21 protein-coding genes are annotated in these 23,724 nt (G+C 46.5%); 15 read left to right on the top strand and 6 right to left on the bottom strand.

Annotation, left to right across the window (positions count from 1 at the left end):
- The first annotated feature begins 10 nt into the window (after positions 1-10).
- Entirely contained in the window at positions 11-274 is a 264-nt protein-coding gene (locus SLU01_RS06305; RefSeq protein ID WP_147056420.1) for a CsbA family protein, read from the top strand.
- 114 nt (positions 275-388) lie between these two features.
- On the opposite strand, the gene SLU01_RS06300 is transcribed toward SLU01_RS06305, so the two are convergent.
- Positions 389-697 carry an AzlD domain-containing protein gene (locus SLU01_RS06300; protein ID WP_147056418.1) on the bottom strand — a complete coding sequence of 103 codons (309 nt, stop codon included), beginning with the start codon at positions 695-697 and terminating at the stop codon, positions 389-391.
- Positions 697-1,422, bottom strand: a complete 726-nt coding sequence (locus tag SLU01_RS06295) for an AzlC family ABC transporter permease (RefSeq protein WP_147056417.1) — start codon at positions 1,420-1,422, stop codon at positions 697-699. Before SLU01_RS06295 ends, SLU01_RS06300 begins: the two co-directional genes overlap by 1 nt.
- A gap of 139 nt (positions 1,423-1,561) precedes the next feature.
- On the opposite strand from SLU01_RS06295, the gene SLU01_RS06290 reads away from it, so the two are divergent.
- The 8 genes from SLU01_RS06290 (at position 1,562) to SLU01_RS06260 (ending at position 14,007) form a co-directional block, all read left to right on the top strand.
- Positions 1,562-2,194 carry a TVP38/TMEM64 family protein gene (locus SLU01_RS06290; RefSeq protein WP_147056627.1) on the top strand — a complete coding sequence of 211 codons (633 nt, stop codon included), beginning with the start codon at positions 1,562-1,564 and terminating at the stop codon, positions 2,192-2,194.
- A 267-nt stretch (positions 2,195-2,461) separates the two neighbouring features.
- The gene (gene addB / locus SLU01_RS06285; RefSeq protein ID WP_147056415.1) at positions 2,462-5,959 is read left to right on the top strand and encodes a helicase-exonuclease AddAB subunit AddB; all 3,498 of its coding nucleotides are present in this window, start codon (positions 2,462-2,464) and stop codon (positions 5,957-5,959) included.
- Positions 5,937-9,656 carry a helicase-exonuclease AddAB subunit AddA gene (gene addA, locus SLU01_RS06280; protein ID WP_147056413.1) on the top strand — a complete coding sequence of 1,240 codons (3,720 nt, stop codon included), beginning with the start codon at positions 5,937-5,939 and terminating at the stop codon, positions 9,654-9,656. Before addB ends, addA begins: the two co-directional genes overlap by 23 nt.
- The gene (locus tag SLU01_RS06275) at positions 9,653-10,846 is read left to right on the top strand and encodes a DUF418 domain-containing protein (protein WP_147056410.1); all 1,194 of its coding nucleotides are present in this window, start codon (positions 9,653-9,655) and stop codon (positions 10,844-10,846) included. The genes addA and SLU01_RS06275 overlap by 4 nt, the downstream gene beginning before the upstream one ends.
- A 39-nt stretch (positions 10,847-10,885) precedes the next feature.
- Positions 10,886-11,785, top strand: a complete 900-nt coding sequence (locus SLU01_RS06270; RefSeq protein WP_147056408.1) for a fumarylacetoacetate hydrolase family protein — start codon at positions 10,886-10,888, stop codon at positions 11,783-11,785.
- Positions 11,786-11,857: 72 nt separating this feature from the next.
- Positions 11,858-12,232, top strand: a complete 375-nt coding sequence (locus tag SLU01_RS06265; RefSeq protein ID WP_147056406.1) for a YisL family protein — start codon at positions 11,858-11,860, stop codon at positions 12,230-12,232.
- A gap of 37 nt (positions 12,233-12,269) precedes the next feature.
- Entirely contained in the window at positions 12,270-12,398 is a 129-nt protein-coding gene (locus SLU01_RS18345) for a hypothetical protein (protein WP_281288371.1), read from the top strand.
- A gap of 163 nt (positions 12,399-12,561) precedes the next feature.
- Positions 12,562-14,007: an alpha-amylase family glycosyl hydrolase gene (locus SLU01_RS06260; RefSeq protein ID WP_147056404.1), complete on the top strand. Its 1,446-nt coding sequence runs from the start codon at positions 12,562-12,564 to the stop codon at positions 14,005-14,007.
- A 73-nt stretch (positions 14,008-14,080) separates the two neighbouring features.
- Here SLU01_RS06260 and fakB read toward each other — a convergent pair whose 3' ends face one another.
- Together fakB and SLU01_RS06250 are read right to left on the bottom strand one after the other, a co-directional pair.
- Positions 14,081-14,932, bottom strand: a complete 852-nt coding sequence (gene fakB, locus SLU01_RS06255) for a DegV family protein (protein ID WP_147056402.1) — start codon at positions 14,930-14,932, stop codon at positions 14,081-14,083.
- Positions 14,933-14,963: 31 nt separating this feature from the next.
- Positions 14,964-15,773: a Cof-type HAD-IIB family hydrolase gene (locus SLU01_RS06250; RefSeq protein ID WP_147056400.1), complete on the bottom strand. Its 810-nt coding sequence runs from the start codon at positions 15,771-15,773 to the stop codon at positions 14,964-14,966.
- 143 nt (positions 15,774-15,916) lie between these two features.
- Here SLU01_RS06250 and SLU01_RS06245 point away from each other — a divergent pair, with 143 nt between their 5' ends.
- From SLU01_RS06245 to SLU01_RS06235, 3 genes are all read left to right on the top strand, one after another.
- Complete coding sequence (locus tag SLU01_RS06245; protein ID WP_147056398.1) at positions 15,917-16,678, top strand: prolyl oligopeptidase family serine peptidase; 762 nt, start codon at positions 15,917-15,919, stop codon at positions 16,676-16,678.
- A 50-nt stretch (positions 16,679-16,728) separates the two neighbouring features.
- Entirely contained in the window at positions 16,729-17,037 is a 309-nt protein-coding gene (locus SLU01_RS06240) for a metal-sulfur cluster assembly factor (protein ID WP_147056396.1), read from the top strand.
- Positions 17,038-17,202: 165 nt separating this feature from the next.
- Positions 17,203-19,350, top strand: coding sequence for an ATP-dependent Clp protease ATP-binding subunit (locus SLU01_RS06235; RefSeq protein WP_147056394.1), 2,148 nt, complete (start codon positions 17,203-17,205; stop codon positions 19,348-19,350).
- A gap of 396 nt (positions 19,351-19,746) precedes the next feature.
- Here SLU01_RS06235 and SLU01_RS06230 read toward each other — a convergent pair whose 3' ends face one another.
- Positions 19,747-19,932 carry a DUF2929 family protein gene (locus tag SLU01_RS06230; RefSeq protein ID WP_147056392.1) on the bottom strand — a complete coding sequence of 62 codons (186 nt, stop codon included), beginning with the start codon at positions 19,930-19,932 and terminating at the stop codon, positions 19,747-19,749.
- Between the two features lie 186 nt (positions 19,933-20,118).
- Here SLU01_RS06230 and SLU01_RS06225 point away from each other — a divergent pair, with 186 nt between their 5' ends.
- The 3 genes from SLU01_RS06225 to SLU01_RS18530 all read left to right on the top strand — a co-directional run bounded on the left by SLU01_RS06225 (position 20,119) and on the right by SLU01_RS18530 (position 22,677).
- Entirely contained in the window at positions 20,119-21,051 is a 933-nt protein-coding gene (locus tag SLU01_RS06225) for a beta-ketoacyl-ACP synthase III (RefSeq protein ID WP_147056390.1), read from the top strand.
- 84 nt (positions 21,052-21,135) lie between these two features.
- Entirely contained in the window at positions 21,136-22,371 is a 1,236-nt protein-coding gene (gene fabF / locus SLU01_RS06220) for a beta-ketoacyl-ACP synthase II (protein ID WP_147056388.1), read from the top strand.
- A gap of 81 nt (positions 22,372-22,452) precedes the next feature.
- Positions 22,453-22,677 carry a YuzI family membrane protein gene (locus tag SLU01_RS18530; RefSeq protein WP_507772824.1) on the top strand — a complete coding sequence of 75 codons (225 nt, stop codon included), beginning with the start codon at positions 22,453-22,455 and terminating at the stop codon, positions 22,675-22,677.
- Here the strand turns inward: SLU01_RS18530 and trpS are convergent.
- Positions 22,634-23,620: a tryptophan--tRNA ligase gene (gene trpS / locus SLU01_RS06210; RefSeq protein WP_147056384.1), complete on the bottom strand. Its 987-nt coding sequence runs from the start codon at positions 23,618-23,620 to the stop codon at positions 22,634-22,636. The genes SLU01_RS18530 and trpS overlap by 44 nt on opposite strands.
- Positions 23,621-23,724: the final 104 nt, after the last annotated feature.

Below are 23,724 nucleotides of genomic sequence, written 5' to 3'. Positions count from 1 at the left end.
TAGGGTTAAAATGGATATCGCTTTGTTGGAAACTAAATTAATTTTAGCGTTGTTTCTTCCCGGATTACTCGTCGTGTTCTTTACGCGGGTCACTTTCCACCATATTGTCGGGCTTACTTTGACGATTGCGCTCATTGCCGCTTCCGTTTACGCAGGCTACACACATAACTGGATCTTGTATGTGGCGGATGCGCTTTCGCTGACGGTCGGTTTCTGGTATGCGACGCGAATGGTGAAAAGGGCGAAGAAGCAAGGGCATGAAGTTGACGAATAAATAATGAAAAGCCGCTCCGGTTATGGGGCGGCTTTTTGAATGAGTGCGGAAGTCTCTTGAATGGGCGAAGCCCTAATGAATCCTACCGCGATTAACAAAATAAACGGTATTGACCTACATGAAAAGGCTGTAGATGGCGAGTACGCCGATTGTACCAAGGACGACGGGCATGACGCCGCCGCCGAGAAATGCAATAAGGAAGGCGGTTGCTGCGCCGATGATGCCGAATAGGATGTTGCCTTCCTGTACGAAGAGGATGGCTGGGAAGATAAGTGCTCCGAGCACGGCATAAGGAATGTTGCTGAGGATGCCGCTAATGATTGGAGGCAATTCTTTGCCGTCAAGGAAAGTGAGTGGCACCATTCTCGGGATGTACGTGACGAGTGCCATCCCGAAAAGCATCCACCAGTATGTGGGTCCCATTAGTTTGCCTCCTTGTTTTTAAATATTTGCGAGGGGTTTTTGCCGCTTCGCGTGTATATGATTTCGACGATAATTGCGGATGCTAGTGTGGAGACGAGTATGGCCCAGCCGGTCGATAGCAGTTCGCCGAAATAGATGATGCAATGGATGCCAGCTGCCAGACTAGCGAGCATGATGACTTTACGGTTACCTTTCATCGCAGGTACGAGCAGGCCGATGAACATGGCGTATAGCGCGATGGACATGGCGACTTGCAGGAATTCGGGCAAGTTTGCGCCGACGACATGGCCGACCGCGGTGAAGATGACCCAGCTGCTATAGGCGATGGTTGCGACACCGAAGGCGAAGGCGGTTGTGATTTTTTCTTCCTTTCTCGTCGCTAGCACTGAAAATGATTCGTCTGTAATGCCAAACGCGTAGATTGCTTTGACCCATTTCGGAGCGCGATGCATCTTTTCATTCAGTGAAGCCGTCATAAGGAAGTGACGGATGTTGACGATGAATGTGTTGATGACGATGGTGACCGGGTCGACTCCGAAATTAATGAGGCTGAGTGCAATATATTGTGAAGCGCCAGCATAGACGAACATGCTCATGGCCGTTGCTTCGATGAGTGAAAGTCCCGTTGTTTTGGCGAGTAATCCGAATGTAAGAGCGATTGGAAAGTAGCCGATCGCGATACTGAGTCCGGCTTTTAGCCCGGAGATGAACTGGTGTTTTCTCATATTGTCACATCTTTCTCATATGTATGACTAAAATTATACTATAACTTTGCGTTTTGGTGGTATTCTATAAGGGAAAAGGGAATATTGGTAGTATTATTCTATTAGTGGAACAATTGTTGACATGGCGAGGGTGTTGCAAATGGGTGATTGGTTGGATGTTGATAAAATTATTGAGTTGGCTGAACAGTATAAGGCATTGGGGCCCTTTTTTGGTCTTTTGCTGCCTTTCATAGAGTCGTTTTTGCCTTTTTTACCACTCTTTGTGTTTGTTTTTGCAAATGCAGGAGCTTATGGGCTTTGGTATGGCTTCATCTTGTCGTGGGCGGGGACGGTTGCGGGTTCCTATGCCGTATTTTTGATTATACGGAAATACGGACGGAATCGTTTTTTGCGTTTTTTGACGAGGCATGCGAAAGTGCAGCAGCTCATTGGATGGGTAGAGCGGAATGGTTTTGGTCCGTTGTTTCTATTGATATGTTTTCCATTTACGCCTTCTGCACTTGTGAATCTTGTGGCGGGTTTGTCGAATATGAAGAAGAAAAGTTATTTAGCTATTCTGATGGCGGGGAAATTCGTCATGATTTTTACAATTAGTTTTATCGGATATGATTTGAAAGCGCTGTTGACGCAGCCGATACGGACGGCGATTGTCATTTCGATTATCGTTTTGTTATGGGTTGTCGGCAAGTGGTTCGAGAAGCGGCTCGATAAGCGGGTGGAAGAGGAATCGAGTTCAATATTTCAGGATGAGGAGAAGCATGAAAAGCGGTGACAGGCACCGTCGCTGATCTGTTAATTATACAATAAAAACAGTGCTCCAATTCGAAAATGGATCGCTGTTTTCAATTTCACTTTATATACAGGTGAGTCCTGTTGATTGGAGTGCAGAGCGGCGACTCCTGTGGGATGAGCGGGACAAGTGAGACCCCGCAGTGCTTTCGGAAAAGGTGTTGCTTAAATAGTTCCTGTCCTTCTATTCTTTCGGTACAATGAAAGGTAGGGTGATAGGGATTTTTATTTTGATTGGAGGGAAAGGACGATGACTTTGCGTTTTGTGACCGGCCGGGCCGGGACGGGGAAGACGACGTTGATGGAGCGGGAGATTGCAGAGGAGCTTGAGCGGGATCCGCTTGGGCCGGCGGTTATTTTGATTGTGCCGGATCAGATGTCGTATTCGATGGAGCATAGTTTATCGGTGAATTTCGGTTTAAACGGGATCATCCGGGCGCAAGTGTCGACGTTCAAGCGGCTTGCTTGGCGAGTGTTGCAGGAGACGGGCGGCATTACTCGCAAGGAAGTGGACGGTTTCGGTTACCGGATGCTTGTGCGCAGCGTGTTGGAGGAGAATCGGGATGAGCTGAAATTGTTCCGCCAGGCTGCGAATAAAAGAGGGTTCACCGAGAGGATCGGGGATCTGATGAAGGAGTTTAGCAGGTATTGCTTGGATCACGAAGCATTGGCTGGTTTGCAGGAGGGCTTGTCCGCGGGAAATGCTCCTCGTACGTTGCAGGACAAGGTGAGCGATTTAGCATTGCTCCTCACGAAAATCGAAGAACGCCTTGGGACAGCTTATGTGGACAGTGAAGGGCATCTTGCGTTATTGGCTTCGCAAATTAAATTCTCGGAACTTATAAAAGATGCCGACGTGTATATAGATGGATTTGAAAGTTTTACAGCACGGGAGTATGAGATCATAACGGAATTGATGAAGCATGGGCACCGGGTGACGGTCGTGTTGCCGATGGAGTCTGATTTGACGGGTCATGCGGATCATGAATTGTTTTTCAACCCTGTCCGGACGGCGATGAAGTTGCGGGAGATTGCGCGCAATGAAGCGGTGGAAGTTGAAGGGGAAATCCATCTCGTGGAAACGCTTCGGTTTACAAATGAGGAGCTTCGGCATTTCGAGAAGGGGTTTGAACTTTATCCCTCTCCGGAAAGGGCATCAGAAGGAGCAATTACGCTGATTGAGGCAACGGATCGCAGAGCGGAAATCCATGCTGTTGCTAGGAAAATCCGTGAGCAAGTGATGAACGGGGAGCGGTATAAGGATATTTCGATTTTGTACCGTCAGCCCGATAAATACGATGAGTTGATTGAAACGATTTTTTCGCAATATGATATTCCTGTTTTCATCAGCCGTAAAAAGCCGATGCTGCATCATCCGCTCATCGAGTTTTCGCGTTCAGTTCTGGAAGCTGTGACATCGGGTTGGACGTATGAAACGGTTTTTCGTGCGGTCAAAACCGATCTGTTTTTCCCGCACCAAGAGGACAAGCTCATCTGGCGTGAGCGTGCGGACCAACTGGAGAATTACGTGCTTGCGAATGGCATCTATGGGAATCGGTGGTTTGACGATGCACGCTGGAAGGTGAAAAGATACCGCGGATTGGAATTGCATACGACCGTACAGACCGACGAGGAGTTGCAGTTGGAACGAGAGCTGCATATGATCAGGGATTTGATCCGTGAGCCGCTTGCCGCGTTCGAAGGTAGGTTGAAACGTTCCAAAAATGGCCGTGATGTCGCTGAAGCGATGTTTTTATTCATGGAGTCATTGCAAGTGTTTGATAAGATCATCGACTTGCGGGCGGAGGAAGAGCGTGCTGGCCGGCTATTGAATGCAACGGAGCATGAGCAGGCATGGAATTCGTGGATCAATGTCCTTGACCAATTTGTCCTTATGTTCGGGGACAAGCAGCTGGAATTGAAAGAGGCTGCCCGGATTTTGGATGAAGGATTCGATACCCTAGAATTTACGCGCATCCCGCCATCGCTCGACCAAGTGACCGTAACGACGATTGAGCTTTCTAGTCTTATGGAGATCGACGTTGCATTCGTCATCGGCGTCAACGATGGCGTACTGCCGCAGCGAATCGATGCGGAAGGAATCCTATCCGATTCGGACAGGGAATGGTTCACGATGAATGGACTTGAGCTTGCGCCATCCTCGAAGATGAAATTGATGGATGAATCGTATATGGCATACCGGGCGTTCACGTCGGCGAGGGAAAAGCTGTTCATTTCCTACCCGATTGCAGATGAGGAAGAGAAATCACTGTTGCCGTCGCTCTACATTCCAAGGATCCAGCAAATGTTGCCGGGAATTGAAATGGAGCTTGCGGTGACGGATCCGTCCGAACTGTTGAATAAAGATGAAGAAGCAACCTATATCGTCCATCCGCGTACGTCTCTGCCGTATGTTTCGATGAAAGTGAAGGAAGCCGAACATACGCGGGAACTTTCGGCTGAATGGCGCGCAGTGCTTGCCTATTATGAAGAGGATCCGCTTTGGTCTTCAGTACTCCAATACATTACAAAGCCGATGGAAAACCGGAATGAGACCGAGCGGCTTATGCCACAGATGACGGAAGGTCTTTACGGCAAATCATTCGTGTCGAGCGTTTCGAGGGTTGAGTCGTACTACAGCTGTCCTTTCCAACATTTCGCTTCATACGGGTTAGGGTTGCAGGAGAGGATGGAATTTACCCTTGAAGCTCCATCCGTCGGTGATTTATTCCACGCGGCTTTGAAGTGGATTTCGGATGAAATGAATCGGACGGGCAAGTCTTGGACGGAGCTTTCCAAGGAGCAGTGCTGGCAATTGTCACGGGACGCAATGGAGTATATTACCCCGATGTTCTTTAACCGGATTTTGCTGTCGACGAGCCGGTACCATTATATAAGGCGGAAATTGACGCATATTTTGACGCGGACGATTTTTGCGCTCGGCAAGCAGGCGACGAAAAGTGCATTCCATCCAGTCGCCATCGAAGCGGCTTTCGGACCCGGGGAACAGCTGCCCCCTCTTGAAATTCCTCTTCGCCGGGGCAATCAAATGAATTTGCGCGGCAGGATCGACCGAGTTGACGCGACCGAAATCGAAGGGAAGAATTATTTAAGGATCGTCGATTATAAGTCATCCGCGAAGCAGTTGGATTTGACGGACGTCTACTATGGCATTTCATTGCAGATGTTGACGTATTTGGATGTCGCTGTCGAACATGCGGAGGAGTGGATCGGGTTCAAGGCGGATCCCGCGGGTGTCCTGTACTTGCATATCCATAATCCAATGATCCGGACGGAACTGGAGTTAACGGAGAATTTGATTGAAGAGGAAATATTGAAATCATATCGAATGAGAGGCTATTTGCTTGATGATCCTGAAGTTGTCATGGGGATGGATGCACAGCTCGGCAAGACGTCGACTGTCATACCGGCCGCACTGAAGACGGATGGCTCATTTACAAAAGCGTCGAAAGTGCTGTCGACGGATGATTTGCAAGTCGTGCGCAAATTCGTCAGGCATCGTCACCGCCAGGCAGGAGACGGAATGCTTGCCGGCGACACCCGGGTGTATCCTTACAAATTGAAGGATAAGATGCCGTGCCAGTTTTGTTCCTATCGTTCGGTTTGTCAATTCGACCCGACGAACCCCGAGCAAAAGTATCGGCAATATGAAGGCATGAATCCCGAAGAGTCGCTTGAAAAAATGCGGAAGGATGTGGATAGTAATGGCGATGGACATTCCAATTAAGCCTGCCGACGTGACATTTACAGATGCGCAATGGATGGCGATTTGGGCGACGGGGAAAGACGTACTCGTATCGGCTGCTGCGGGATCCGGGAAAACAAAGGTCCTCATTACACGGATGATCGAGAAGGTACTAAGCGAGAAAAATCCGATCGATGTGGATGAACTGCTCGTCGTCACGTTCACGAATGCGGCTGCCGCTGAAATGCGCCATCGGATGGCTGAAGCGTTGGAAGAGGCAATTGCTGTCAATCCGAATTCCATTCATTTGCGCAGGCAGTTGAGTTTATTGAATAAAGCGCAAATTTCCACATTGCATTCCTTCTGTTTGAACGTAGTGCGCCAATACGCTTATCTCATCGATATCGATCCGGGCTTCCGCATCGCGGATACGACTGAAGCGGCATTGCTGCGCGATGATACGATCGGCGATGTCCTTGAAGATGCATATAACGCGGAAAATCCAGAAGCGATGTACCGTCTGGCGGACAGCTTTACTTCCGACCGGAACGACCAGTCGATTGAAACGCTTATCGACAGGCTTTACGATTATTCGCGTGTGCATCCGAATCCTGAACGATGGCTCCGGATGATTCCGATGCAATATGAAATCGATGAAGACGTGACCATTGATGAACTCGACTTCATCAGTCCGTTGAAAACGGCTATCCGCCATACGCTTGAAGAAGCGATTGCGTTGACGGAAGATATGAAACGGATTGCCGAAATGCCTGATGGCCCCGAGCCTCTCATTGCAACAGCCACTGCCGATTTGCAGTGGATTCGTGAGGCGAAGCATCGGATTGAAGAGGGATCATGGGAAGAAACGTATGCCTTTTTCGGTTCGTTAACATGGGTGAAGGCGGGAACGATCCGGAAAAACACCTGTGATGAAGAATTGGCGAAGCGGGCGAAGACAATTCGGGATTCGGTGAAGAAAATCATTAATTCATTGAAGGAATCATACTTTACCCGTAAACCGAGCCGCCTATTGGATGAAATACGGTTAATGGCGCCGATGATGCATACACTTGTCGGACTTGTTATAGACTTCGGGGAACGTTACGGCCAAGTAAAGATGGACAGAGGGCTAGTCGATTTCTCGGATCTGGAGCATTTTGCATTGCAAATTCTCGCGCAGGAACAGGACGGGGAGCTTGTACCGTCCGATATCGCTTCCGATTATTTAAATAGATTCGCGGAAGTGCTCGTCGATGAGTACCAGGACGTCAATTTATTGCAAGAAGCAATCATTCAATTGGTGAAGCGCGGCAGTGATGCGGATGGGAATTTATTCATGGTCGGAGATGTGAAGCAGTCGATTTACCGATTCAGATTGGCGGAGCCAGGGTTATTTCTTGGGAAATATAATCGATTCACGTCGGATGATGGCGAATCTGGGCTTAAAATCGATTTGAACGCGAATTTCAGAAGCCGGAAAGAAGTGTTGGATGCGACGAATTTCATCTTCTCCCAAGTGATGGGGAAGCGTGTCGGCGAAGTTGAATACGATGAAGCCGCCGCGTTGAAATATGGCGCTCGTTACCCGGAAAAGGAAACTGCCGCGGCGCTCACTTTATTATACGAGGCGGATGAAGAGGATGTAGTGGAGGAAGCAACGGAGTTGACGGGTCAAAGTTTAAAAAGCTCACAGGCGGAAGCACGCTATATGATCCGCAGAATCAAAGAGCTGATGGCTTCCGGAGCTGAAGTGACCGACGCTTTCACCGACAGAAGACGCCCTCTTCAATACAGCGACATTGTCATCCTTATGCGATCGATGACATGGTCCGGGGAAATTGCTGAGGAATTCAAGCTTGCGGGCATTCCAGTTTACGCGGAGCTGTCCCGCGGCTATTTTGACGCGATAGAAGTGATGATCATGTTGAACACGTTGCGAACGATTGACAATCCCTATCAGGACATCCCTCTTGCTTCTGTGCTCCGTTCACCGTTCGTCGGTATGACGGAAAACGAATTGGCACAAGTGCGGCTTGCGGCGAAAAACAAGCCATTCTATGAAGCGTTGAAGCTGTTCATATCGACTGGCGGAGCAGGGATAGCACCCGAAACGCAAGTGAAGCTGCAACGGTTCTTCCTTATGTTCGAAGATTGGCGCAACTTGGCGCGACGCGGCTCTTTATCAGAACTCATTTGGCAAGTCTATTCGGATACCCATTATTATGAAATGGTCGGCGCAATGCCGAACGGAAAGCAGCGCCAAGCGAATTTACGTGCCCTGCATGACCGGGCTATCGATTATGAGAAGACGTCTTTCCGCGGCCTTTTCCGCTTCCTCCGTTTCATCGACAGGATGCAAAAGCGTGGGGACGATTTAGGCGCTGCCCGTTTCGTAAGCGAGACGGAAGATGTCGTCCGTATGATGACGATCCACTCTTCAAAAGGACTTGAATTTCCGTATGTTTTCGTTGCAGGGGCTGGAAGACAGTTCAATAAAATGGATTTCAATGAACCATACTTATTCGATCAGCATTTCGGACTTGCGGTCAAAGCAATCGATCCGGAATTAAGAATCACATACACATCTTTGCCGTTTCTTGCGATGAAAGAGAAGAAGGAACTGGAAATGCGTGCGGAGGAGATGCGCGTTCTCTATGTAGCGATGACGAGGGCGAAGGAGCATTTAGAATTGATTGCCACGGTGAAGGATATTGAAAAGTCGATCGGCAAATGGCAAGATGCCCAGCTGATCGGGCAAGGAGAAATGCTTCCTGAATATACGAGGTCACGCGCGAACGGTTATTTGGATTGGATTGGACCGTCGATTGCCAGACATCCCGATTTTGAAAAGTTCGGCGTGATGTATGGCGGCCAATCGGTAGAAGATCCGTCAAGATGGGAAGTTGCTGCTTATCCGATCTCTTCTTTCATTGAAACGGAAGAGCTGGAAGAGGAGATCGTGGAAAGGCCAGAGCCAGTACTTCACGATGACATTGTCGATCAGGACTGGTCTCTCGAAGTTAAGCGGAGATTCGATTTCGTTTATCCGCATATGGCGTCTGTCGGCAAGCGTTCCAAGCAGACTGTGAGCGATTTGAAGAGGGTGTCACAGCTTGAACAGGAGTCTGAGTTCGATGACTTCTTCACGTCGAAGGATGATGAAGTAAGTACACCTTATTTGCATGATCGACCGTCGTTCATGCAAACAAGGGCTCTGTCAGGGGCGGAAATCGGAACAGCGATGCATACGATCATGCAGCATATTGATATGACAACAGCGCATTCCGTCCAGGACGTCGATCGGTTCGTGACCGAGCTGACGACACGGCAGTTGCTGACGCAGGAAGAAGCGAATGCTGTCGATGTGAAGTCGGTCGTCCGTTTCTTTGAGTCATCGATGTTCAAAAGGTTGTCCCAATCGGAGCGCATGCTTCGGGAGGTTCCGTTCACATATGCCTTCGACGGAAATGACGGAGATCATCAAATTTTGCAAGGGATCGCCGATTGTTTATTCAAGGAAAAGGACGGTTGGGTGCTGCTCGATTATAAGACGGACCGGGTTCGGGGCCGTTTCAGTTCGAATGAAGAGCTGGATAGTGAAATGCAGAAACGATATGGCATTCAGTTAAGTCTTTATAAGAAAGCAGTCGAAGCGATTGCCCATATACAAATAAAAGAAATGGTCCTCTATTTGTTCGACGGGGAGAGGATTGTGCATGTTCAGGAGGAATCTGTTTGAGAGTTACACCGACAACGATTGGAAATCGGATTGACGCTTTGGATATGCTAAGGGGCTTTGCGCTTCTCGGGATACTCATCGCGAATATGCTCACGTTCCATTCGCCTTATTTTTACATTGATCCACATTCTTATTTCAGTACACCGGGGGATATGGCGTCCTATAAGATCATTAATATTTTTGTAGAAGCAAGTTTTTATCCGATATTTGCGATGCTGTTCGGGTATGGATTGAATATGCAATATGAAAAAGCGATTGCGAATAGGACGTCTTATGTGCCGATGATGGCGCGACGACTTGGTATTCTCATGGGGATCGGGTTGATTCATGCGCTATTCGTGTGGTCGGGGGATGTATTATTCTCTTACGCATTGATGGGGTTCATCATGCTCGCTGCCGTGCGAATACCTAAAAGATGGCTTATGTGGATTGCTGCTATTGTCTATTTAATACCTACCCTGTTGTTTATCGGTCTCATCTATGCATTGTACAAATTGGATCCAAATCAGCTCATGGATGGATTTGTCGATATACAGCAGATTGAATTGGCAATCACGGCGTACGCACATGGATCATATGGCGAAGCACTCGTATTCCGTATGACCGAATGGCTATTAGTAGGCTTTGCGAATTCCCTCTTAGGCGTTTTTATGATATTGCCATTAATCATGATTGGTGCGGCTTTTTCGAAAAGGAAGCTATTTGAAAGAGCTGCTGAATGGAAGGGCAGAATTGCCGTTGTTGGATTGATTGCGCTAGTGGCAGGGGTATTTATCAAATCATGGCCTTATATCGATGGCCATAATTACTACAATACATTGATCCAGCAGCTGATCGGGGGACCGATTTTGGCGATTGGATATGCATGTGTTATTATCCTCCTTTGCCAATTGCCTATTTTCATGACGATTTTCCGGCCGATTTCCAAGGCGGGACGCATGTCTTTGACAACGTATTTGACTCAATCGATTGTCGCAACGCTTCTTTTCTACGGATATGGATTTGGACTGTACGGTAAAGTCGACATTGAAACAGGCAGTTTGATAGCGGTCGGCATCTTTGTCATCCAAGTCATCTTTGCCGAGCTATGGCTATTGAAATTCAGGATGGGCCCATTTGAATGGTTATGGCGAAAAGGGACCTATGGGAAAAGTATGCCGAAAAAAGAGGAGAAACAGCAAGTCTTGTAGAATTAAGCAACTATTATACAAGAAGGGAAGGGTTAGTAAATGAAACTATTATCGTTCCGGTTTGAAGGAAAAACATTATTTGGACCAAAAGTAAAAAAAGAGGAAGCGGTCTGGGATGTGAAATCAATCGCCGAAGCATTTGGCGTCAATGATTTCCCTTCAACGATCATCGAGGGCATTGCAGAAGGTCTGGAGTTTGTTGAAAAGGTGAGAAAACTCGCGGAACAAGCCCGGAACAGCGAAAACCCGGAACAATTCAAATATGCATTTTCGGAGATCGAGTGGCTGTCACCCATTCCGCGCACACCGAAAAATGTCCTATGCGTCGGCAAAAATTACGCCGAACACGCTATGGAAATGGGATCGGATGCACCACCTGAAAAACTAATGATCTTCACGAAATCACCAACTGCCATCGCTGCAGATGAACAGGATCTTCCGATTCACGCGGATCTCACAGACAACTTGGATTATGAAGGCGAATTAGCCGTAATCATCAGTAAGAAAGGGCATAAAATCCCGAAACAGTTAGCTTATGATCATGTATTCGGCTACACGATTGCGAACGATGTGACAGCCAGGGACATTCAGTACGGCCATAAGCAGTTCTTCCTCGGAAAAAGTTTGAACGGATCATGTCCGATGGGTCCTTATATTGTCACAAAAGACGAGATTCCAAATGCGCACCAATTGTCGATTGCGACGAAAGTGAATGACGAAGTACGACAAAACGGAAATACAGCAGATATGATTTTTAAAATTGACGAATTGATTGCGGAAATCTCGAAGTTCGTTACACTTGAGCCGGGCGACGTCATTTTGACGGGCACGCCGGCGGGAGTAGGCAAGGGGATGAATCCACCGAAATTCCTGAAGGCGGGAGACACGGTAAAAATTTCAATTGAAGGAATCGGAACGCTTGTAAACCGCTTCGTGTAAGGTCATTTTCTACTAACATTTGCTTTTCTATGGTAGGATGTAAAGGAATTTATTATTGATGAGGTGAATAGTTTGGACTTTTTGACGAATACAACCCATTTTCATATTTTCACATGGGTAGTTGGCATTATCATCTTTCTCGTCTCTGCTGTGATGGCAAAAGGGACGAAAGGCAAAAAAATTACACATATGATTTCACGTCTATTCTACGTGCTGATCCTTTTCTCAGGCATTATGCTTTTCATCAAAGGAATGGACTACGGCCGAGGGATGGAATACGGCATTAAATTCCTTCTAGGCTTGTTGACGATCGGAATGATGGAAATGGTATTGGTCCGTTCTGAAAAAGGCAAATCCGTTACAATGTTTTGGGTTTTGTTCTTCGTTTTCCTTTTCGCAACAATGTTCTTCGGTTTCAAACTGCCAATGGGGTTTGAATTCTTTTAATTGAAATGAACCGCAAGTCGGAAGGTGGGAATGGTAGATGGCAGTCGGTCCAGGCATCCTAGTGTTAGCCATATTGTTTTTCATCATGGTGTTATTTGCAGTATCGGTCTTCATCACTTTCCGGAAATCCAAAAGACTTGCAGATGAGGATACAACAGAAGAATAAAAAGATTATCCCGCTGGTGAATTTGCCGGCGGGTTTTTATTTGCGGAATTTCACACAATAGACTCATTTACCGCAGGCATCATACTTTTTCAACACATTACATGGCAGATGAAGATCCATTTTGTTAAAATGGCTAAAGACGCTCGTTTGAGGAGGCTTTTTTGTGAAAGGAAAACGACTGATTGGCTTTGTTGCCATGTTTTTATTATTCATATCGACGGTCATGCCGGCAGCTGTTTCAGCTAAGACAGATCGCAGTTTTGCGGATGAGAGTATATATGATTTATTGGTGGACCGTTTTAATAACGGGGACGGTAAAAATGATATCGATGTAAATGCTCAAGACGGACTTGCATTCAACGGTGGGGACTTTATCGGTGTACATGCCCGTTTGCAGCATATTATCGATATGGGCTTTACAATCGTTTCGCTTGGCCCGATTTTCAAAACAGAGACATACGATGGTCGAAGAGCACTTTCCTATACTGAATTGGAACCTCATTTCGGAACAGAGGATGAGTTGCAAGCGTTAGTGAAGGAAATCCATAAGCAGAAAATGAAAGTGATTGCCGATTTTCCACTCGGCAAGGTAAGCGAGGATCACGAATGGGCAAAAAATCGGACCTATAAATTCACTCATTCTGCAGACGGCACAGTCGATTGGGATCCGAACGATTCCAACGTTCAGGAAGCCTTAAAGCAAACCGTTGTCGATTTTGTCACAGCGTATAATTTGGATGGAATTCGCCTTACGCAGCTGGATGGATTTGATGACGCTTATTTGAATGAACTGATTGCGGCCATCCATGATGCACAGGAAGGCTCCTATGTATTGACGAATGTGGAAAGTGGAGCGGAATTTGATTCCACACCGAGTGATACGAAGATGGACGCGCTTCGACAGACATTCATGAAGTCAAATCCAGACTCGTCGTCAATCGCTCTTTTCGACGATAACGATGAAACGAAAGTGATTCAATTTGACGATTTGACAGGACCGCGTTTGACGTATGACATGGTTGAAGCAAGAATGTTCCCGCCAACCCGATGGAAAGTGGCGGCAACAGCGTTATTCACGCTTCCGGGTGTGCCACTCATGACATATGGCACAGAAATTGCGGTGAACGGAAAAGAAGCGCCTGAAAGCCATCCGCTCTTCAATTTCAAGACGGATATGGAGTTCAAAGAGCTGATTGGGAACTTGAATCTCTTGCGCAATCAGTCGGAAACACTGCGGAATGGTGATTTCGAAATGCTGCATAATGAAGATGGGTTCATCGTCTACACGCGAACTTCGGAGGATGAAACGTGGCTAATCGCTGTAAACAATACGTCGGAGACAGCCAGCGTGGAAATTCCGATTGAGAAGATCGGGGACAATAAAAAATTGCGTGGTGTATTGGACGGCGATCTTATCCGTGAATCGGATGATGGCGTTTTCCGTGTCGTTCTCGATCGGGAAATGGCAGAAGTGTATATCGCCGATGATGATAAAGGGTTTAACACACCTTACCTCATTGCTACAATTCTTGTCTATGTGATTTTCCTCGGCTTCCTATTCATGATCATCAAAAAAGGCCGGGAAAGAAGAAAATCTGAAACTAAATAAGCTTTACGCCATATAAAAAATGCCTTTTCATAACACGGCCGCAACCGTGTTTGAAAAGGCATTTTGCATTAATTTAATTTAATTTACTGAGAAAGAAAAGTGCAATTGTTCCCGGACCGGCATGCGATCCGATCACGGAACCGATCATATGGATTTCCACATTTTTCGGCTTGAACTGCTTTTCAATCATCGCCTTCACTTCGAGAGCCGTTGCTTCATCGTCTCCATGGCTGATTGCGATTGTCTGCTCCGACAAATTAGTGCCGCGTTCATCCATCAGCTCCATCATGCGGCGGAACACCTTTTTACGCCCACGATGTTTTTCAATCGGGACAAGCTTCCCGCCTTCAACATGAAGCAATGGTTTAATGTTCAATAAACCGCCGATGAATGCGCTCGCCTTCGATACGCGTCCGCCCTTTGCTAAATAATCAAGGTCTTCTACTGTGAAAAGATGCTCCATATTTGCAGCCATATGACGGATTTTTCGTTCGATTGCTCGGACATCCTCTCCCGCATTGCGCAACCGGACTGCCTCTTTCACTAATAGGCCGTATCCCAGGGAAGCGCAACGGGTGTCGATTATGACAAGGTTAAAGTTCGGATTGCCTTCTTTCACTTGATCCCTCATCATGACGGCGGTGTTATAGGTGCCGGACAGTTCGGAGGAAAAAGCGATATATAGGCCGTCTTCTCCGGACTGTGAAAGCTCTTTCCAAGTGGATAGCAGCAGCTCGGGCGATGCTTGCGACGTCTTTGGTTGTTTTCCATTACGGATGGCATCGAATACTTCTTTTGAGTCGATTTCGATAATATCTTCGTATTCTTTGTCATCGATTAGGACACTTAACGGAATTAATGTGACATCATTTTCGTCGTAAAATGATTTTGGTAAATCTGAAGCACTATCGGCAAAAATTCTCATTGTGAAACCCCCTCTTATTTTCTTTTATATTTCATTTCATTAGCAAACGATCTTTCAACACTTCAGCAATGCCGTCTTCGTTATTCGTTAGTGTCACTTCGTTGGCGATTGATTTTAGGCGGTCGATGCCATTCCCCATTGCGACGCCGACGCCTGCGTAATCGATCATTTCCAGATCGTTGTCTTCATCCCCGAAAGCGATGATGCGTTCACGGGGGATGTCCAGCCACTTGGAAACATGTGAAATACCGACTGCTTTATTCAACCCATGGCGGACGATTTCGATGACGTCCCATGGCGCTCCCCATCTTCTATGGTCGATGACTTCAGCATGGACATCAGCAAGATGTTTACGTATCGGTTCTACCGTTTTGGAATCGGCTTGGATGAGTACGCTTGTCGGATCGACTTGCAGCGATGTTCGAATGTCGCCTTCCTTTATGATGGGATCTCCGAAGCTGAATATATCTAATAACTTTGTATCATGATACTGCATGTACACGTCATCCATTACTTCGGCGACGATGTTATGGAGTTTAAAATCCTGCATTGCGTCAACTACATCCTTGACGATTGGAAGGGAAATCGTTTCGTGAATCGTTTTCCACGAGCGGTCGGTCGGATGGTGGACGAATGCACCGTTGAAGTTGACGATTGGCGTTTTTAGGCCGAGTTCGCGATAATACATGGCACTCGCCCGGTACGGACGACCTGTCGCGATCATGATTTGATGGCCTTGTTCTTCCGCCTGCTTCAATGTTTGTGCAGTTTTTTTCGATATGATTTTTTCGTCCGTCAATAATGTCCCGTCCAGATCGAGGACTATTAAATGCGGTTTCATTGAGCCGCCCCCTTTTATATCTATATAGCCCAGTTTATCGTTATTAATGTAAGCAAGTCAAAAAGTTCTGCAAGACACTCGTACTTTTTGTTTTTCTACTAAAACTTTGATACGATTTAAAAAAAGATACAGAAGGTGTTTGCATGATAGTTAAAGAAGAAAATTGGAGCAATATACCATTATTGCATATTGTGGATGAAACATTGGAGAATAGCAACATTCCTGCTGTCATTTTCTTACACGGATTCACTAGTGCGAAGGAACATAACTTGCATTATGCATATAATATCGCAAAGCAAGGATACCGTGTCCTCTTGCCGGACGCCCATCTCCATGGAGTCCGTAGTGAAGGACTTGATGAAGTTCAGTTAAGTCTTCGCTTCTGGGAAATCGTTCTTACTTCGATTGAGGAAATGGCCAGTTTACATGCTGAATTGATTAAAAGAGGCGTTCCTAAAATCGGTATGGGCGGGACGTCTATGGGAGGCATTACGACGCTTGGCTGTTTGACGGCTTATCCATGGATTGACGTTGCTGCGGTCATGATGGGAGCTCCCGGGTTTGTGGAACTTGCCAAGGCGCAGATGGCGCAGTTTGAACGGCGCGGTTTCAAATTGCCCATTACGGATGAAGAGAGGAAATCATTGCTTGAAGCGCTTGCTTTATTCGATATGACGAAACAAAGGCAAAAGCTCAATCAACGGCCTGTTTTCTTTTGGCATGGTGAACACGATACGACCGTCCCGTTTGAACCGACTTACAACTTTTACAAGGCCGCTAAAAAAGATTATATCGAGCAGCCTGAACGGTTCGAATTCTTTACGGATCCGACAGCAGGGCATGCTGTATCCAGAGCAGGCATGCTGCGCTCCGTCGATTGGTTTGCATCTTATTTGAATGAATAGTCCAACCTTGCTATGATGAGGTTAAGTCAGATACGGAGAGGGGAATTGCAATGAATGAGGATATGAAGGGCAGCTTGATGGGTGCTCTTGAAAATGTGATCGATCCCGAGCTCGGCATTGATATCGTCAACTTGGGTCTTGTCTATGACGCGGAGCTGGATGAAGAAGGAACTGCTAAAGTGACGATGACATTGACATCAATGGGTTGTCCGATGGGGCCGCAAATTGTTGCCAACATCAAACAGGAACTAACGGAACTTCCAGAAGTGAAAGATGTAGACGTTAACATTATCTGGAACCCGCCATGGTCACGAGATAATATGTCACGCTACGCTAAAATGGCGCTCGGCGTACGATAATAGAACAGTTAAAAAAGGTTGTTTGACTACTCGTCAAGCAGCCTTTTTGTTTGGAGTTTATTCCGAATGGCATAGGGAAAAGAAAGGTGCAGAATGCTTTACTTACAGGAAGAAAAAGCATATAATTTAATTAATCAAAGATAGTCAAAGTCAAAAAAGAGGTGGATGTTTATGAGAATGGATGGCGTACAAGAAGACCAACGTACACCGCTCGAACAATTTGGGCGCAATCTCGTAGAAGATGTGAAAAATGGAAAAATGGATCCGGTTATCGGGCGTGACGAAGAGATCCGGAATGTCATTCGGATTTTATCCCGAAAAACAAAAAATAATCCAGTTCTTATTGGAGAGCCGGGTGTCGGGAAGACGGCGATTGTCGAAGGGCTCGCCCAAAGGATTGTCAAAGGCGACGTGCCGGAAGGATTGAAGGACCGTCAAATTTTCGAATTGGATATGAGCTCACTTATTGCAGGGGCTAAATACCGCGGGGAGTTCGAGGAACGGTTGAAAGGCGTCTTGAAACAAGTGAAGGACAGCGACGGGGAAATCATTCTTTTCATCGATGAAATCCATACAATTGTAGGCGCAGGAAAGACGGAAGGCGCAATGGATGCGGGGAATATGCTGAAGCCGATGCTTGCGAGAGGGGAATTGTATTGCATCGGAGCGACAACTCTTGACGAGTACCGGATGTATATTGAAAAAGACCCTGCTTTGGAACGCCGTTTCCAGCAAGTGCTCGTCCGCGAACCTTCCGTGGAAGACACGATTTCAATTTTACGCGGCCTGAAGGAACGTTTTGAACTTCACCACGGCGTACGCATCCATGACCGTGCAATTGTCGCAGCGGCAACTTTATCGGACCGTTATTTGACGGAACGGTTCATGCCGGACAAAGCGATTGACTTGATTGACGAAGCGAGCGCCATGATTCGTACGGAAATCGACTCGATGCCTCAGGAACTTGATTCAGTCACACGGCGGATTATGCAACTTGAAATCGAGGAACAGGCCTTACGGAAAGAGAAGGATGCCATCAGTCAGACGCGGCTTGAAACGTTGCGCAATGAGCTGCAGGAATTAAAGGACTCCTCTGCTGATATGCGAGCGCAGTGGGGCAAGGAAAAAGGTGCATTGCGTGAAATCCAATCGAAGCGTGAAGAGCTCGATAAGTATCGAAGAGAACTGGAAGATGCGCAAAACCGTTTTGATCTGAATAAAGCCGCAGAACTCCAATACGGCAAAATCCCGAACTTGGAAAAGGAATTGCAGGCATTGGAAGGCCCGCTTGCAAACAGCTCCGAAAACCGCCTGTTGCGCGAAGAAGTGACGGAGGATGAAATAGCGATGATTGTTGCACGCTGGACTGGAATCCCAGTAACGAAACTTGTTGAGGGGGAACGGGAAAAGCTGCTCCGTCTTCGTGAAACTTTGGAAGAAAGGGTCATCGGCCAGGAGGATGCCGTACAACTCGTCACAGAAGCCGTTTGGCGTGCCCGTGCAGGCATCAAGGACCCAAACAAGCCGATCGGATCATTCCTCTTCCTCGGCCCTACAGGTGTCGGAAAGACAGAGCTTGCGAAAACGCTAGCAGCCACGTTATTCGACTCGGAAGATCATTTCATCCGAATAGATATGTCCGAGTATATGGAAAAGCATAGTGTATCCCGACTTGTCGGAGCACCTCCTGGTTATATTGGTTACGAAGAAGGCGGCCAATTGACGGAGGCGGTCCGTCGCAATCCGTATTCAGTCGTCCTGCTTGATGAAATCGAAAAAGCACACCCAGACGTCTCTAACATCTTGTTGCAAATTTTGGATGATGGCCGGATTACGGACAGTCAAGGGCGGCTCGTCAATTTCACGAATTCAGTCGTCATCATGACGTCCAACATCGGATCCGCTTATTTACTCGAAGGACAGTTCGAATCGGATGAACATGCGGTGGAAGACTTGGTCATGGCGGAATTGCGCCGCCATTTCAAACCGGAACTGTTGAATCGGATGGATGATATTATCATTTTCCATTCCTTGTCAGGAGACTCGTTCCGTTTGATTGCTCGTAAAATGCTTGAGGATCTCGTCAAACGGTTAGAGGAGCAGGAAGTGGACTTGGAGTACAGCGATGATGTACTCGATTGGATTGTTCGCGAGGGAACAGACGCCGATTTTGGTGCACGTCCGTTGAAGCGGTTCATTCAACGCTATGTCGAAACCGTTGTCGCCAAAGAGATCATCAAAGGCGATGTAGGGGAAGGCCAAAAACTAGTATTGACGATGGATGATGGAACATTAAAAGTTGAGAAAAAGTGAAAAAAGCCTTGGACGCCAATCGATTCAGCGTCCAAGGCTTTTTTGAATGAAATCAAGGAGAAGTTCTCATTGATCGTTTAGCAGTTCTCGTTTACAGGAGAGGAGTTCTCATTGATCGTATAGGAGTTCTCGTTTACGGGAGAGGAGTTCTCATTGATCGTTTAGGAGTTCTCGTTTACAGGAGAGGAGTTCTCATTACTCGTTTAGAAGTTCTCTTTTACAGGAGAGAAGTTCTCATTGATCGTATAGGAGTTCTCGTTTACAGGAGAGGAGTTCTCATTGAACGTTCAGAGTTCTCATTAACGGCAGAAAAGTTCTCATTAACAGATGAAAAGTTCTCATTCTCATTCCAAAATAAAAAACCGCTCCTCCTATAGGAACGGCTTGACTGATGAATCAATGATCTGCAACTTGCTCGTCCGGAATGATCGCAGTAATCGCTAGGACAACTATAGATAGGATTACTGAAGCGATGATACCGCCCGCGAAGTCAAAAGATCCGATACCGGCAATTGACCCGGCTACATAGTTCAACATCGTCACTAAAGCAAAAGACACGATAAAAGTCATAATATATTTCATCGAAATCACCTCTACATAACTATTTCATCGTTCATCATACCATAGTACATACAATCATCAAACAAAAATTGTGACATTACTTTTTTTCTTTGGCGAAATCGTGTCGATATATTGAAAAGCAACTCCGTTTCTTCTATAATTAATACCAGGTACTAATAATAGATGATAAGGAACGGGGTATGTGAAATGAATGCAGGGTTGATTGGCATAGGGAAATTTGTTCCTTCAAATGTAGTGACAAATCAGGACTTGGAAGCCCGAATGGACACAACGGACGAATGGATTCGCACACGTACAGGCATTGAAGAAAGACGCATAGCAGACGACAATACAAACACTTCTGACATGGCTTACGAAGCGGCATTGAACGCGTTGGAAAACGCCGATTTGAAACCTGAACAAATCGATATGATCATCGTCGCTACAGTGACTCCGGATCGCCCATTCCCTTCAGTAGCGACGATGCTGCAAGAACGGTTAGGTGCAAAAAAGGCGGCAGCCATGGACATTTCCGCTGCATGCGCAGGGTTCATGTATGGAATTGTAACGGCAAAGCATTTTGTAGAAGCCGGCACATATGAACACGTTTTAGTCATTGGTGTCGAAAAATTATCAAAGATCACAGATTGGGAAGATCGCAACACAGCTGTCCTGTTTGGAGATGGTGCGGGTGCTGCGGTCGTCGGCAAGGTTAGTGAAGGCCGCGGAATCCTATCGTTTGAATTAGGTGCTGATGGCACAGGAGGCAAGCATCTGTACCAAGACAAATACATTTACATGAACGGACGGGAAGTGTTCAAATTTGCTGTAAGGCAAATGGGCGAATCCGCCGTCAATGTGACTAAAAAAGCTGGGTTTACTACAGATGACGTAGACTACCTCATCCCGCATCAAGCCAATATCCGCATCATGGAAGCTTCGCGTGAACGATTAGGCTTACCAATCGAAAAAATGTCTAAATCAGTCCATAAATACGGGAATACATCAGCAGCATCAATACCAATTTCATTAGTCGACGACCTAGCGGAAGGCCGCGTCAAAGATGACGACATCATCGTAATGGTCGGCTTCGGCGGAGGCCTCACATGGGGCGCCCTATGTATAAAATGGGGAAAATAATATCGAATTACTATACAATGGATAATGAATGAGTATTAATAAATGATTAATTTTATTTGCAAAAGAAAAGGGGAGTTTTCAAGAATGGAAAAACGTCGAGTTGTTGTAACGGGAATTGGAGCTGTTTCTCCAGTGGGGAATTCCGCGGAAACCTCATGGGAAGCCGTATTGAACGGAAAATCCGGAATCGGTCCTCTCACAAGATTGGACAGTGATCAATTTCCAGTGAAAGTCGCTGCAGAAGTAAAAGACTTCGATATTGAAGAATATATCTCACGAAAAGACGCAAGAAAGATGGACCGCTTCACGCACTATGCAATGGCCGCCTCCATCATGGCAATGAAAGATGCAAATATCGAATTGGATGAAGAAACAGCTTTGCGTACCGGTGTCTGGATTGGATCCGGAATTGGCGGCATGGAAACACATGAACAGCAATTCAAGACATTCCTGGAAAAAGGCTATCGTCGTGTAAGTCCCTTCTTCGTACCGATGATGATTCCGGATATGGCTTCGGGCCAAGTATCGATTCATTTCGGAGCGAAAGGCATCAACTCATGTACAGTCACGGCATGTGCATCCGGTACAAACTCAATCGGTGACGCATTTGAAGTCATTAAACGCGGAGATGCGGATGTAATGATCACTGGCGGAGCGGAAGCACCGATCACGACAATGTCCGTTGCAGGATTTTGCTCGAATACCGCATTGTCTTTAAATCCAGATCCAGCAACTGCATCTCGTCCATTCGATAAGGAAAGAGACGGTTTCGTCATCGGTGAAGGTGCCGGAATTCTCATCCTTGAAGAATACGAGCATGCAGTAAAACGCGGTGCGAAAATCTATGCGGAACTCGTCGGTTACGGTTCGACAGGCGACGCACATCACATTACGGCACCAGCACCTGAAGGAGAAGGCGGAGCACGCGCGATGAAACAAGCGCTTGAAGAAGCCAAAATCAGCCCGGATAAAATCGATTACATCAATGCACATGGTACGAGCACGCCGTATAACGACCTGTTCGAAACGATTGCGGCAAAAACTGTATTTGGTGAACATGCCTATAAGCTTGCGATAAGCTCGACGAAATCAATGACGGGCCATCTGCTTGGGGCAGCTGGGGGACTTGAAGCAATTTTCACAGTAAAAGCGCTCGAGGAAGGCATCTTGCCACCAACGATGAACTATGTAAATGAAGATCCTGAATGTGATCTTGATTATGTTCCAAATCAAGCGCGTAAAGCGGACATCCAATATGCGATGAGCAACTCGCTCGGCTTTGGTGGTCATAACGCTTCACTCGTCTTTAAAAAGATTTAATGGCATAAAAGCTCCCCTTTTAGAGGTCTTCTTCTAAAAGGGGAGCTTGTTTTCATATGGTAGTAGAAAAGCAAAAGGGCGATGTTCATGACACGTATATTCTTATTTCTTATTAGCTATGGACTAATAGTTGTCACAGTTTCCCATATGATTTTCTATTTTAACTATATTTCGCTTGGTTATAGTTGGAAGCAAATATTTTTTTTCATTATCCAAACAGCCGATTTTACTCTTTTTGTAATGGCGGTCATTTTATTGCTTCTTACCGTCTTCTTCCGATTCCCATCGCAGCTTCCATCTTCTTAAGTGTGGCAGATGCGATTTTCTGCGCTCTTTCTGCGCCTTTATCAAGATGAGCGTCCAATTCGGATGAGTTGAGAAGTTCTTCATATCTTTCTTGAAGAGGTGATAAGTGTTCGATGATGGCTTCCGCAACACCCGCTTTGAAAGCGCCGTAGCCGAGTCCTTCGTATTTTGCTTCCAGGTCGGAAATCGAATTGCCGTTTAAAGCCGATTCGATCGTCAATAAATTCGAGACACCAGGCTTATTCGCGACGTCGAATTTCACAATGCCTTCTGAGTCCGTCACAGCGCTCTTCACTTTCTTTTCAATTTCCTTCGACGTATCCAAAAACGTGATCGTCCCTTTTTTATTTGGGTCCGATTTGCTCATTTTTTTCAATGGGTCTTGGAGTGATTTGATGCGCGCGCCGTTCTTCGGAATACGTACTTCAGGAATGGTGAGCACTTCACCGTAACGTTTATTGAATCGCTCCGCCAAGTCGCGTGTCAATTCGACGTGCTGCTTCTGGTCTTCACCGACAGGTACGATATCCGTATTGTAGATGAGGATGTCCGCAGCCATTAATGGTGGGTAAGTGAGCAATGCTGCTGAAACGCCTTCTTTCCCTTCGGATTTATCTTTGAATTGGGTCATCCGTTCGAGTTCTCCGATGTATGAAATGCATTGCATCATCCATCCCGCTTGGGCATGTGCAGGTACTTCTGATTGGATGAACAGGGTGGATTTTTCCGGATCGATTCCGCTTGCGATATAGATAGCTGCTAGCGAGCGGATTGTTTTGGCCAATTCGGCTGGGTCTTGTTGGACGGTTATTGCGTGTTGGTCGACGATGCAAAACCGGCAGTCATATTCATGTTGAAGTTCTGTAAATTGTTTGAAAGCCCCGATATAGTTCCCTAACGTTACTGTACCTGTTGGCTGTACTCCTGAAAAAATCGTCTTCATTCTAATTCCTCCTAATAATTATTACTTGAAAATGTTGATTTCCGTTCCAGGCGGACGCTTTCCGCGGGCATGGCTTCAGCCTCCTCACTTCGCTTCGCTGCGTT

The organism is Sporosarcina luteola (assembly GCF_007991495.1).
GTDB lineage: Bacteria > Bacillota > Bacilli > Bacillales_A > Planococcaceae > Sporosarcina > Sporosarcina luteola.
This window is presented reverse-complemented; position numbering and strand designations above follow the sequence as displayed.